13 protein-coding genes and 1 tRNA gene are annotated in these 12,380 nt (G+C 73.6%); 6 read left to right on the forward strand and 8 right to left on the reverse strand.

Features of this window, described 5'->3' with window-relative positions; all coding sequences use genetic code 11:
* Positions 1-54 precede the first annotated feature (54 nt).
* The 4 genes from CWOE_RS22625 to CWOE_RS22640 form a co-directional block, all read right to left on the reverse strand.
* A complete protein-coding gene (locus CWOE_RS22625) occupies positions 55-1,191 on the reverse strand; it encodes a glycosyltransferase (protein WP_012935970.1) in 1,137 nt (378 codons plus the stop codon).
* A gap of 79 nt (positions 1,192-1,270) precedes the next feature.
* Entirely contained in the window at positions 1,271-2,776 is a 1,506-nt protein-coding gene (locus CWOE_RS22630; protein WP_012935971.1) for a sensor histidine kinase, read from the reverse strand.
* The gene (locus CWOE_RS22635) at positions 2,776-3,471 is read right to left on the reverse strand and encodes a response regulator transcription factor (protein WP_012935972.1); all 696 of its coding nucleotides are present in this window, start codon (positions 3,469-3,471) and stop codon (positions 2,776-2,778) included. Before CWOE_RS22635 ends, CWOE_RS22630 begins: the two co-directional genes overlap by 1 nt.
* Before the next feature lie 57 nt (positions 3,472-3,528).
* Complete coding sequence (locus CWOE_RS22640; RefSeq protein ID WP_012935973.1) at positions 3,529-5,496, reverse strand: ArnT family glycosyltransferase; 1,968 nt, start codon at positions 5,494-5,496, stop codon at positions 3,529-3,531.
* 167 nt (positions 5,497-5,663) lie between these two features.
* On the opposite strand from CWOE_RS22640, the gene CWOE_RS22645 reads away from it, so the two are divergent.
* The 3 genes from CWOE_RS22645 to CWOE_RS22655 all read left to right on the forward strand — a co-directional run bounded on the left by CWOE_RS22645 (position 5,664) and on the right by CWOE_RS22655 (position 8,040).
* Positions 5,664-6,023, forward strand: coding sequence for a hypothetical protein (locus CWOE_RS22645; protein ID WP_012935974.1), 360 nt, complete (start codon positions 5,664-5,666; stop codon positions 6,021-6,023).
* Positions 6,024-6,091: 68 nt separating this feature from the next.
* Positions 6,092-7,690, forward strand: coding sequence for an MFS transporter (locus CWOE_RS22650; protein ID WP_012935975.1), 1,599 nt, complete (start codon positions 6,092-6,094; stop codon positions 7,688-7,690).
* 11 nt (positions 7,691-7,701) lie between these two features.
* A complete protein-coding gene (locus tag CWOE_RS22655) occupies positions 7,702-8,040 on the forward strand; it encodes a translation initiation factor (protein ID WP_012935976.1) in 339 nt (112 codons plus the stop codon).
* On the opposite strand, the gene CWOE_RS22660 is transcribed toward CWOE_RS22655, so the two are convergent.
* Entirely contained in the window at positions 8,013-8,351 is a 339-nt protein-coding gene (locus tag CWOE_RS22660; RefSeq protein WP_012935977.1) for a hypothetical protein, read from the reverse strand. The genes CWOE_RS22655 and CWOE_RS22660 overlap by 28 nt on opposite strands.
* Before the next feature lie 20 nt (positions 8,352-8,371).
* A tRNA-Gly gene (locus tag CWOE_RS22665) sits at positions 8,372-8,444 on the reverse strand.
* 60 nt (positions 8,445-8,504) lie between these two features.
* Between CWOE_RS22665 and CWOE_RS22670 the strand changes: the two genes are divergently transcribed.
* From CWOE_RS22670 to CWOE_RS31265, 3 genes are read left to right on the forward strand one after another with little or no spacing between them, the layout of a single operon-like run.
* The gene (locus tag CWOE_RS22670; RefSeq protein WP_041730851.1) at positions 8,505-9,137 is read left to right on the forward strand and encodes a hypothetical protein; all 633 of its coding nucleotides are present in this window, start codon (positions 8,505-8,507) and stop codon (positions 9,135-9,137) included.
* Between the two features lie 42 nt (positions 9,138-9,179).
* On the forward strand, positions 9,180-9,728 hold the full coding sequence (locus tag CWOE_RS22675; RefSeq protein ID WP_012935979.1) for a TlpA family protein disulfide reductase: 549 nt from the start codon (positions 9,180-9,182) through the stop codon (positions 9,726-9,728).
* Entirely contained in the window at positions 9,725-10,207 is a 483-nt protein-coding gene (locus tag CWOE_RS31265) for a cytochrome c-type biogenesis protein CcmH (RefSeq protein WP_012935980.1), read from the forward strand. Before CWOE_RS22675 ends, CWOE_RS31265 begins: the two co-directional genes overlap by 4 nt.
* Before the next feature lie 57 nt (positions 10,208-10,264).
* Here the strand turns inward: CWOE_RS31265 and argS are convergent, their stop codons facing one another.
* The gene (argS, locus tag CWOE_RS22685) at positions 10,265-11,911 is read right to left on the reverse strand and encodes an arginine--tRNA ligase (RefSeq protein ID WP_012935981.1); all 1,647 of its coding nucleotides are present in this window, start codon (positions 11,909-11,911) and stop codon (positions 10,265-10,267) included.
* A 50-nt stretch (positions 11,912-11,961) separates the two neighbouring features.
* Positions 11,962-12,366, reverse strand: a complete 405-nt coding sequence (locus CWOE_RS22690) for a 23S rRNA (pseudouridine(1915)-N(3))-methyltransferase RlmH (RefSeq protein WP_012935982.1) — start codon at positions 12,364-12,366, stop codon at positions 11,962-11,964.
* Between the last annotated feature and the right edge of the window lie 14 nt (positions 12,367-12,380).

Consider the following 12,380-nt stretch of genomic DNA (forward strand, 5'->3'; position numbering starts at 1 on the left):
GGCGTCGTGCAGACGGTAACAGGTGTTAGGCGTCCCTAAGACACACCCCGCGGCCTACGACACACCCGCGGCGCGGCGCTCGCGCACCATGCGCGCGAAGACCCAGCTCTTGAGCGCGACGTAGCGCGTCGCCGTCGCGGCGAGACCGGCGAGCACCAGCACCGCCACCTGGACGCCGCGGGCCGGCGAGGCGTCGATCGCGTGCAGGCTCGCGAGCGCGCCGGTCGTGAGCGCGAGCGTCAGCACGTAGACGACGCCGCCGAGCAGGTAGTGGCGGACGCGCTCGCGGCGCCCGCGGACACCGAACGTCCAGCGGCGGTTCGCGGCCGTGTTGGCGACCGCGGTGAGCGCGAGCGCGACGGCGTTGGCGGCGCCGGCGCCGGTCGCGAGCGCGCCGCTCAGCAGCAGGAACAGCAGCGCGTACGCGAGCGTCGAGGCGACGCCGACGCCGGCGAAGCGCACGAGCGGGCTTGCGACCAGCAGCCGCGCGACGCCGCCCAGGTCGGCCAGCGCCGTCGCGACGACGTCGACGCGCGAGTCGGGGTCGTCGACCCAGTCGACCGGCACCTCGTGGATCCGCAGGCCGCGCCGCTGCGCGAGCACCAGCAGCTCGGTGTCGAAGAACCAGCCGTCGTCGCTGACGCCTGCCAGCAGCGACGGCAGCGCCTGCGCCCGCACGGCCTTGAAGCCGCACTGCGCATCGCTGAAACGCGCGCGCAGGACCGTGTGCAGGAGGACGTTGTAGGCGCGCGAGATCAGCTCCCGCTTGGGACCGCGCACGACGCGCGCGCCGTGCGCCAGCCGCGTCCCGATCGCGACGTCGCTGTGGCCGGAGAGCAGCGGCGCGACGAGCGGCAGCAGCGCACGCAGGTCGGTCGAGAGGTCGGCGTCCATGTACGCGACGACGCGCGCATCGCTCGCCGACCAGGCCGCGCGCAGCGCCCTGCCGCGGCCCTTGCGCTCCAGCCGCAGCACGCGGACGCCGGGCAGCTCGGCCGCGAGCGCGGTGGCGATCGCCGGCGTCGTGTCGGTGCTGGCGTTGTCGGCGACGACGATCCGCCACGAGAACGGGAACTCGGACGTGAGGAAGCGGTGGAGACGCCGCACGCAGGTCTCGAGCGCCGCCTGCTCGTTGAACACGGGCACGACGATCTCGACCTGGGGCGCCGCGGTGGTGACGACGGTTCGCATCGATTTAGCGTCGGGCCGCGTCGTGCGAGGCCGGTGGGACGCCGCTGGGAGGAGGCTGAGAGTGCTTCGCGCGCCCGCCTCAGCGCGCGGGCAGCTCGACCGTGAACAGCGCGCCGCCGCCGGGCGCGTTCTGCGCCCGCACCGCGCCGCCGTGCGCGTCGACGATCCCGGCGACGATCGCGAGCCCGAGCCCGGCGCCGCCGCGCCCGCGCTCGCGCCCACCCTCCGCACGCCAGAAGCGCTCGAACAGCGCGTCGGGGTCGTCGGCCGGCAGCCCCGGGCCGTGGTCGCGCACCAGCACCCGCGTCGCGTGCGCGTCGCGCTCGACCGTCACCTCGATCGCCGTGCCGTCCGGCGTGTGGACGAGCGCGTTGCGCAGCAGGTTGCCGAGCACCTGCCGCAGCTGGTGGGCGTTCCCCTCCACCTCCGCCTCGCCGCCCGCCGGCAGCGCGAGCGCGATCTCGCGCGCGGGCGCGGCCGCGCCCGCGTCGTCGACGGCGTCGCGGGCGAGCGCGGCGACGTCGACCGGACCGTGCTCGGCGTCGCGCACCTCGTCCAGCCGCGCGAGCGCGAGCAGATCCTCGACCAGCACGCCCATCCGCGTCGCCTCCTCCTCGATCCGCCGCATCGCCTTCTCGACCTCCTCCGGCGAGCGCGCGGCGCCGATCCGGAACAGCTCGGCGTAGCCGCGGATCGACGAGAGCGGCGTGCGCAGCTCGTGCGATGCGTCCGCGAGGAACTGGCGCAGGCGGTCCTCGCTCTGCTGGCGCTGCGCGAACGCGCCCTCCAACCGGTCGAGCATCCCGTTGAACGCGACGCCGAGGCGGCCGACCTCGCTGCGCGGGTCGGTGTCGCCGACGCGCTGGGAGAGGTCACCGCCGGCGATCTGGCCGGCGGTGTGGGTCATCCGGTCGAGCGGCAGCAGGCCGACGCGCACGAGCAGCCACGCGCCGACGCCGAGCAGCAGCAGCACGCCGCCGATCACGAGTCCTTCGACGAGCAGCAGACGGTCGAGCGTCTGGTCGACATCGGTCAGCGGGATCGCCGCGACGAGCGTGCCGTTGCCGCCCGGCAGCGGCGTCGCGAGCACGCGGAAGCTGCCGCTGCCCGAGCGCGCGTCGACGGTGAACGGCTCGCCGACTGGGAGCGCGTCGCCGGCCGGCAGCTGCGGCAGCGGCGTCGTCGTGTCCGTGTTCGTGCGCAGGACGACCGCGCTGCCGGCGCGCGCGCCGGAGGCGTCGCGCAGCTCGCCGTAGGTCCCGGCCGGCGGGCCGAAGTCGTCCTTGCCGCCGCCGGGCGGCGGGCCGCCGTCCGGCTCGTGGCCGCCGGCACCGCCGGCACCGCCGGCGCCGCCCGGTCCGCCGGCACCGGAGCCGCCGGCTGTGCCGCCGCCGAGCGGTGGGAGGCCGGCGTTGCGCTCGTCGAGCGCGCGCAGGAGCGGGCCTCTCGCACCCGCGAGCTGCTGGTCGACGCGGTCGATCAGGAACGAGCGCTGCTCGGCGTAGGTGATCAGCGCGAGCGCGACGAGCCCGACGGCGGCGAGCGCGAGCAGGCCCGCGACGAGGCGGGCGCGCAGCGAGCGCATCACGCGCGCGGGAGCCGCAGCGCGTAGCCGACGCCGCGAACCGTCTGGATCAGTGGCGGGCCGTGGGCGTCGAGCTTCTTGCGCACGTAGCTGACGTAGGTCTCCAGCACGCGCGCGTCGCCGCCGAAGTCGTAGCTCCAGACGTGCTCCAGCAGCTGCGCGCGCGTCAGCACGCGACGGGGGTTGAGCATCAGGTAGCGCAGCAGGCGGTACTCGGTCGCGGTCAGCTCGACGTAGGCGCCGGCGCGCGTCACCTCGCGCGTGTCCTCGTCCAGCTCGAGGTCGTCGAAGACGAGTCTGCTCGACTCCGGCTCGGCCATCCCGGTGCGGCGCAGGATCGTGCGGATCCGCGCGACCAGCTCCTCGAGGCTGAACGGCTTCGTGACGTAGTCGTCGCCGCCGAGCGTCAGCCCGCGCACTCTGTCGTCGGTCGCGTCGCGGGCGGTGAGGAAGACGATCGGGACGCGGGCGCGCTCGGCGCCGAGCCGTCTGGCGACCTCGAACCCCTCCATGTCGGGCAGCATCACGTCGAGCAGCAGCAGATGGGGGCGGAACTGCCGCACCTGCGCGAGGGCCTCGGCGCCGCTCGACGCCGAGGCCACCTCGAAGCCCTGGTAGCGGAGCGCCATCGAGATCACGTCCACGATGTTCGGCTCGTCGTCGACGACGAGGACGCGGTGGGCCTGTTCGCTCATGGCCGGAGTATTACCCCGGATCCTGGGAGCTTCCTGTGAGCGAGCTGGGAGCGACGGTCACTCCAGCGCCCGCAGCGCGTCCGCCTTGCCCTGGAGGTCGTAGAGCCCGGAGACCGAGGTCGCCGTCCCGACCTGCTGGGCGGCGTTCGTCGCGGTCGCCGAGCCGGTGCGCCCGTCGGCCGGCATCCCGCCGCCGCTGTCGGCGATCACCCAGCGGACCTCGCCGCTCTGCACCGCGTTCGCCAGCCAGTCGATCGTGACCTGGCTCTCGCGGCCGGAGAAGCCGCCGATCCCGGCGACGTCGGCGTCCACGGCGATGATCGCGCCGGCCGCGCTCTGCTGGCTGGAGACCGCGATCGTGCCGCCGCCGTGCGTCCGCACGTACGCGAGCGCCTCGGTCAGCGACTGCGAGTCGCCGCCGAACATCCCGCCGCCACTCGGCGGAGCGCCTCCCACTCCCCCTCTCGGAGGCATGCCGAAGCCGCGTGCTCTTCCCATCGATCCTGGCCCGCCCAAGCCGCCGCCACCCGGTCCACCACGGCCGCCCGGCCCTCCGCCCATCCCGGCGTCGGCCGGACCGCCGGCGGGGAAGGTGCCGCTCGTCGCGTGGCCGAGCGTCTGCACCGCCCAGCTCGCGGGCGCGAGCAGCAGCAGCGCGAGCATCGCGACGAGCACACCGTTGCGCAGCCGCGCGCCCGCGTCCGGCCACAGCGCGACGCCGACCGCAGCCGCGCCGCCGACGACCACGACCGGCCCGAGCCAGCGCATGTCGCCGGTCGCGTGCAGGACAGCGAGCGTCGTCACGACGCCACCGGCGACCGCCGCCGCGCCGACCGCGCGCGCCGGCCGGCCGCCCGCGGCGACCAGCCCGACCGCCGCGCCGACGAGCGCCGCCGCGAACGGCGCGAGCGCCGAGACGTAGTACGGGTGGAAGATCCCCTGCGCGAAGCTGAACGCGACGGCGCTGGCCGCGAACGCGCCGCCGACCGCGATCAGCCAGCCGCTGCGCGGGTCGCTGCGCCGCAGCCGCGTCAGCAGCAGCAGTGCGACCGCGCCGATGAGCGCGACGCCGAGCAGCCAGCCGACCTGCCCGCCGAGCGACGCGCCGAGCAGCCGCAGCGGCCCCGCCTCCCCGCCGAAGACGCCGCCGGCACCGCCGCCACCGCCGGCCGGCCCACCCGCGCCCGGCCCACCGCCCCCAGCGGCCCCACCCGGCCCGCCGAGCTGCCCGTCGAGCCGGCCGAGGCCGTTGTAGCCGGTGATCAGCGACCAGATCGAGTTGTCGCTCGTGCCGCCGACCCACGGCCGATCGGCTGCCGGCGTCAGCGCCACCAGCAGCGGCCACGCGCCGCCGACGACCACCATCGCGACGCCGCCGAGCAGCAGCTGCCGCAGCGCGTCGAGCCAGCCGCGGCCGCGCGGCGCGATCCACAGCCACGCGAGCGCGATCCCGGGCACGACGAGCAGCGCGGCGCCCATCTTCGCCTCGAAGCCGAGCCCGACCATCACGCCCGACAGGACGATCCAGCGCGTGCGGCCGTCTTCGAGTCCGCGCACGAGGAACCACAGCGCCGCGACGGAGCAGAGCACGAGCAGCGCGTCCGGGTTGTTGTGGCGCGAGATCGCGACGGTGACGGGCGTCAGCACGAGCAAGAGCCCGGCCGCGAAGCCGGCGGGGCGGCCGAAGCGCCGCCGCACGAGGTCGTACGTCAGCCCTGCGCTCGCGACGCCTATCAGCGCCTGCGGCACGAGGATCGCAAGCGAGTCGAAGCCGAACACGCGCACCGACAGCGCCTGCACCCACAGCGCCAGCGGCGGCTTGTCGACGGTCATCAGCCCGCTCGCGTCGAACGAGCCGTAGAGGAAGTCGTGCCAGCTGCCCGACATCGACCGGATGGCGGCGCTGTAGTACGTGTTCGCCCAGCCGTTGCGGGACAGCGCCCACAGGTAGAGCAGTGCGGCGAGCGCCAGAAGCGCGAGCAGCTCCGGGTTGATGCGCGTCAGTTTCGATCGGGTCGGTCGCATCGGTCGATCGTCGGCGCGACCCCTGGGAGGATCCTGGGAGCCGCCCGAGCGCGACCGCAGAGCCGCCCAGTTCTCATCTTCGACTCAGGAACCCCCAAGGTCGGCTTCAGGGCGCGGATGGAGGATGCATCTCACCACCTCTCCTCTCGACTCCGGAGGCAGCTCCGATGGTCTCGTCCCTCGTCCCCGTCACTTCGACCGCCCAGCCCGGCTACGCCGTCAGATTCCCCTCGCTCGCCGGGCTCTACGCCGACCCGCGCCGACGTCGCTCGCGCGAGCGCGACGTCGGGTTGCGCTGGAGATCGCGCGACGGCTCGACCTACCGCGCGGCATGGATCGAGGAGACCGAGGAGCTGTACGCGGTCGAGCACCTCGACGGCGACGGCCGCGGCGGCAGCGTGCGGATCCTCGCGCGGGTGCCGGCCGCGGTGCTGGAGCGCGCGCTGCGCGGCTGGCCGGACGAGTGCGGGCGCCCCGCGTCGTACGAGTGGCTGTGCTGGCAGCTGCGGCGCTACCGCCGCCGCTGACCGCCGCTCTGGACGCGCGGCGCGCAAGCGCTTAGCCTGCGCCGGTCCAATACACCTGGAGGCGGGTCGTGGAGAACAAGAAGCTCGTGCTCGTGGCGATGATCTTCGCGGTGGCGATGATGTTCATCGACCAGACGATCGTCGCGCTCGCAGTCCCCGACCTGCAGCGAGATCTCGGCGTCTCCTCGACCGGGGCGCAGTGGATTATCAACGGCTACCTGCTGTCGCTGTCGGCGATGTTCGCGCTCGGCGGCAAGCTCGCCGACGTGCTCGGCCACCGGCGGATGGTGCTCGCCGGGGTGACGGGCTTCGCGATCTTCTCCGCACTCTGCGGCGCGACGCCGACCGGGTCGATCGGCGAGGCGTGGATGATCTTCTTCCGCATCCTCCAGGGCGCCAGCGCCGCGCTGCTGTTCCCCGCCGCGCTCGCGATCGTCGTCTCCGCCTACCCGCTGCGCGAGCGCGGCAAGGCGCTGGCGATCTTCTTCGCGGCCTCCGGCGGGCTGACGGCGCTCGGGCCGCTCGCCGGCGGCTACCTGACCGAGTGGACGTGGCGGGCGATCTTCTGGGTCAACGTGCCGGTCGCGATCGTCGCGATCGTGCTGACGCTGAAGGCGAAGCCGGCGGAGGACCGGCGCAGAGTGCCGATCGACTTCCGCGGCGCGGTGCTCGTCTCGATCGCGATGGGCCTCGCCGTGCTCGGCCTGCAGCAGGCCGGCGTGTGGGGCTGGGACGACGTGCGGACGTGGGCGTGCATCGTCGCCGGCCTGGCGCTGCTCGCCTTCTTCGTGTTCGACCAGCTGCGGACGAAGGACCCGCTGATCGAGATGCGGATCTTCGCCCAGCGCGCGTTCGCTGCGGACAACGCGGTGCTGTTCCTCATATCAGCCGTGTTCGTGCCGCTGTTCTTCTTCGCGAGCGTCTACGCGCAGGTCTCGCTCGGCTACAGCGCGAGCGAGGCGGGACTGTTCCTGCTCGTCTTCTTCGCCGGCTTCGCGACCGCGTCGCAGTGGGGTGGGCGGATCCTCGACGAGCGCGGCGCGAAGCCGTCGGTCGCGCTCGGCTGCGCGGTCGCGGCGGTCGGCTTCTACCTGTGGGGCTCGCAACTGCCGGACCAGCAGTTCAGCAACCAGTGGTATTGGCTCGCGCTCGCGGGCGCCGGGATGGGGCTGGTGCTCGGCCCGGTCAGCACCGACGCGATAAACCGCGCGCCGCACGCGAGCTACGGCGAGGTGACCGGCGTCACGCAGACCGTCCGCAACTTCGGCGCCAGCCTCGGGCTGGCGATCCTCGGCTCGGTGCTGGTGACGCAGAACGTCAACCGCGTCGAGGACACGCTGACCGCGCGCGGGCTGCCCGCGTCGGAGGCGGACCGGCTCGCCCACGCGATGACGTCGTCCAGCGGCGGCGACGCGGCGAACGGGTTGTCGCAGCAGGCGGGCTCCGCCGCGAGAGGGATCTTCGACGCGGTCCAGCTCGACGTCGCCCAGTCGACCCAGGTCGTCGTCTACGCGATGGCGGGGATCATGGCCGTCGCGTTCGTGCTCGCGCGGATCGGGATGGCGAGAGGGCGGGCCGAGGAGCCGGTCCACGACGAAGAGGAGGCCGCGGCGCTCGACGTCGGCGGCGGCCCGCTGTCCCAGCCGGGCCCGAGCGAGGTCAGCTAGCGTAGGGCGCCATGGCGAAGCGACGCGAATCGAACCTCGTCTATTCCAGCGACGGCGGCGACCTGCGCAAGGCCCGCGACGGCGGCCAGGCCTCGCGCCCGGCTGCCACCGGCGGGCGCGTGAAGGTGCGCCGCGAGACCTCCGGCCGCCGCGGCAAGACGGTCACGACGGTGACGAACGTCCCGCTCGGCGACGACGGCCTGCGCGAGCTGGCCGGGCGCCTGAAGAAGCGCTGCGGCGTCGGCGGCTCGGCGAAGGACGGCGTGATCGAGCTGCAGGGCGACCACCGCGAGACGGTGCTCGACGTCCTGCGCGCGGACGGCTACGACGCCGTCCTCGCCGGCGGCTGACCCGCCTCCTCGACCGCCAGCTCGACGACGTCGAGGCACGTCTGCCGCTGGGCGGCGCCCGGGCCGGTGTGCCAGTCGCCGTCGCGCGGCGCGACCCCGCTCAGCCCTGAGAGCGGCAGGCAGCGCCAGTCGCCGCCCGGCGCCAGCCCTCTCCCGCTCGACCCGCCGAACTGGAAGAACAGCGCCTGCGCCCGCCCCCGCTTCGTCCCGATCGCGTGCGGGCACAGCTCGCGCACATGCCCGCCATAGGTCGCGACGAGCTGCTGTCTGTTGACGATCGCCGCGCGGACGATCTCACCGACCTCGGTCACCGAGCCCCCTGCGTTCAGAGAGCGGACGACGGGCCTCGAACCCGCGACCTCAAGCTTGGGAAGCTTGCGCTCTACCAACTGAGCTACGTCCGCGTGCGCCCGAGTGTACCGAGGAGCGTGCCGGTGCGCTGGCGTGGGCCGTAGGCTTGCGGGATGCGCCGCCCCGCCGTCCCGATCCTGATCGCGCTCGTCGCCGCGGCGCTCGCCGCGTGGCAGCGCTCGCGACGGCGCGCGGCCGCGCTGCCGGCGGTCGCTGAGGTGCCCGCGGCGCCGCCCGGCGCCGCTCCGGCTGCTCTGCCGGCCGCTCCGCGCGCACTGCAGCCCGCTCCGCGGCTGCTCGAGGCCGGTTCGCCGACACCTGCCGCCGATTCGCCGGCCGTTGCCGGCGATATGGAGACCTCGCGCGCAAGAATGCCCGTCGCAGCGGCAGATCGCACGCCCAAAACTCACCCTCAAGTTGAGGGTGAGAGAAGACACAGATTCGCCCGCTCGGGGCCGCGGTTCGTCTCGATCGCGTGGTGGGCGGTCGACGATCCGCCGCCGGCGGACGCGACCGAGTTGCGGATCCGCTTCGCGCTCGCGCGCGGCGACGCGATGCGGCTCGACCGCATAGACGTGCGCGAGACCGGGTCCCAGGTCTTCGTCACCGTGCTCGCGTGGTGGGAGCCCTCGCCCGGCGATCCGCGCGGCGGCACGACCGACGACCACGACGCGACGGTCACGCTCGAGCGGCCGCTCGGCGACCGCGCGCTGGTGCACGCCCCGCACGACCACCCGTCCGCCTGAGCGGCCGGCCGAGCGGCCCCGACCTCTACCCTTCAGCCAAGCATGCGCCGCCTCGCCGTCCCCGGACTCGTCGCCGTCCTCGCCGTCGCGCTCGTCGGCCTGCTCATCTTCGGCGTCCTGCAGACGACCGACGAGTCGTCGATCGACCAGGCCGTCGCCGACGGCAAGCGCCCGCAGGCGCACGACGTCAGACTCACGCGACTCGACGGCAGCGGCACCGGCTCGCTCGCCGACTACAGAGGCAAGGTCGTCGTCGTCAACTTCTTCGCGTCGTGGTGCCCGCCGTGCGTCGAGGAGGCGCCGGTGCTGGAGAGAGCGCAGAGAATGCTCGCGGCCACGGGCGGCACGGTCCTCGGCGTCGCCGTCGACGACGCCAGAGGCGACACGCAGAAGTTCGTCGACGACAACGGCCTCAGCTTCCCAGTCCTGCGTGACGTCGAGAGAGCGTTCTCCAACGGCTACGGCGTCAAGGGGCTGCCCGAGACCTTCGTGATCGACCAGGACGGTCGCATCACCGCGCTCCAGCGCAACCAGATCACACACAGATGGGTCGAGCAGAACCTCGCCCCGCTGCTCGCCAGAGCGCAATGAGCCGCCTCGCCGCGATCACCGTCGCGCTGCTCGCCGTCCTCGCCGTCGCGACCGCGACCGCCGGCGCGCAGACACCCGAGCCGAAGACCTCGCTCCACGACGTCGAGCAGCAGGTCATGTGCGTCGTCTGCAGAACGCCGCTGTCGGTCGCCGGCGGCCCGCAGGCGGAGGCGCAGCGCGCGCTGATCCGCGGGCTGATCGCGGACGGCAAGACGAGCGACCAGATCAAGACCGCGCTCGTCGCCGAGTACGGCGAGCGAGTGCTCGCGCTGCCGGAGGAGAAGGGCTTCAACCTCGCCGTCTACCTCGTCCCGATCGCCGTCGTCGTCGCGGCGCTCGCGCTCGCCGCGATCTTCCTGCCGCGCTGGCGCCGCCGCGCGACCGCGTTCGCCGGCGCGCAGCCGACCGCGCTCGGACCCGAGCTGAGCGCCGAGGACGCCAAGCGGCTCAACGACGACCTCAAGCGCTACGACGACTAGGGCCCGCGGAATCGGCGCCAGCCGATTCCGCAATCCGATCGGCGCCAGCCGATCGGACTACATCGAGTCGGGCGCGCTCACGCCGAGCAGCCCGAGCGCCTGCGCGATCGTCCGCTGGGCGGTCACCGACAACGCGATCCGGTACGCCTCGACGCCCTCGCCCTCCGCGCCCAGCACGCGGCAGTCGCGGTAGAACGCGGTGAAGTCCTGCGCCAGCTCCAGCGCGTACGCGGTCAGCCGGTGCGGCGCGCGCTTCTCGGCCGCCTCGGCGACCTCGTCCGGGAACGCCAGCAGCTTCTTCAGCAGCACCCGCTCGGCCGGGTCCAGCGCCTGCGAGCGCGCGCCGGCGCCGCCCGCGACCGACGCGAGCGCGCCACCGACGACGTCCGCGCCGGCTCTCGCCAGCATCGAGGCGATCCGCGCATGCGCGTACTGGACGTAGTAGACGGGGTTCTCGTTCGACTGCTTGCGCGCGAGGTCGAGGTCGAGGTCGAGCGCCGTGTCGTGCGAGCGCTGGAGCATGAAGTAGCGCGTCGCGTCGACGCCGAGCTCGTCCAACAGCTCGTCAAGCGTCGTGAAGACCCCGCGGCGCTTGGACATCTTCTCGCGCTCGCCGCCCTCGACGAAGTGCACGAGCCGCATGATCAGGATCTCGAGCTTCTCGGGATCGCCGCCGAGCGCCTCGAACGCCGCCTTCAGCCGGCCGACATAGCCGTGGTGGTCGGCGCCGAACACGTTCAGCTGGCGGTCGAAGCCACGCTCGCGCTTGCTCTCCAGGTACGCGACGTCGGAGGCGAAGTAGGTCGGCTCGCCGTTGGAGCGCTCCAGCACGCGGTCCTTGTCGTCGCCGAAGGTCGTCGTCCGCAGCCACAGCGCGTCGTCGTGACGGTAGGTGTGGCCGAGCTTCTCCAGCTCCGCCTCGGCCTGCTTGACCGGGCTCGGATCGCCCTCATACAGCGACGACTCGTTGAAGAAGCGGTCGTACGTGACGCCGTAGCGCTCCAGCGTCGCCTTGATCCGCCCGTACATCAGCCCGACGGCGACTCTGGCCAGCTCGGCGGGGTCGCCGTCGGCCGCGCCGGGGATCTCGCGCGCCAGCTCGACCACGTAGTCGCCCTCGTAGCCGCCCTCCGGCACGTCCTCGCCGCGCGCACGCGCCTTGACCGACTCGCCGAGCTTGCGGATCTGCGAGCCGGCGTCGTTGAGGTAGTACTCGCGCGCCACCTCGTGGCCGTGGAACTCGAGGATCCGCGCGAGCGCGTCGCCGTAGGCGGCATGACGGCCGCTCGCCGCGACGACCGGGCCGGTCGGGTTGGCGCTGACGAACTCGACCAGCACGCGCTCGGGCGCAGTCGCGCCACCGGCGCCGAAGCGCGTACCGGCGCCCAGCACGTGCTGGAGCGCGCCGGCGTACCAGTCGTCGGCGAGGAACAGGTTGAGGAACCCCGGGCCGGCGACCTCGTAGCGCTCGAGCGCTCCGCCGAGCCGCTCCTGCAGCGCGGCGCCGAGCTGCTCGGCGATCTCGCGCGGCGGCTTGCCGACGCGCGGGGCCAGCAGCATCGCGGCGTTCGTCGAGTAGTCGCCGAAGCCCTCGCGTCTGGGCCGTTCGACGGTCGGTGCGGTGCCGCCCGCGGCGGCGCCGTCGCCGCGCAGTGCGGCGGAGGCGTCCTCGACGGCGGCTCTGAGCTGCTGGAGCGGGGTCACGGCACCGGAGGGTACCGGCGCAGAGCGCGATCGGGCGCCCCGCACCCGGCTCAGTAGTGGTACGGCTCGTTGGAGAGGATCTTGTGGCCGCGGTAGATCTGCTCCAGCAGGACGACGCGCGCGAGCTGGTGCGGCAGCGTCAGCGCGCCGAGCGACAGTCTGTGGTCGGCCTCGATCTGGAGGCCGTACGGACCGCCGACGACGAAGCAGAGGTCGCGCCCGCTCTGGCGGCGATCCTCCAGGAAGCGGCTGAACGCGACGGAGTCGTACGCCCTGCCGCCGATGTCGAGCAGCGAGACGTAGCAGCGGTCGGGAATCCGTCTTGCGACCTGCTCGTCCTCGCGCACCTCGACGAGCTCCACGCGGGCATGCCGCGCGAGCAGCTTCTGGTAGTGCTGGACGTCGTCTGCGAAGGGGGGCCGCAGCTTGCCGACGGCCAGGACGATGATCCTCACGACTGCGATACTAG

The organism is Conexibacter woesei DSM 14684, from assembly GCF_000025265.1.
GTDB classification, from domain to species: Bacteria; Actinomycetota; Thermoleophilia; order Solirubrobacterales; family Solirubrobacteraceae; genus Conexibacter; species Conexibacter woesei.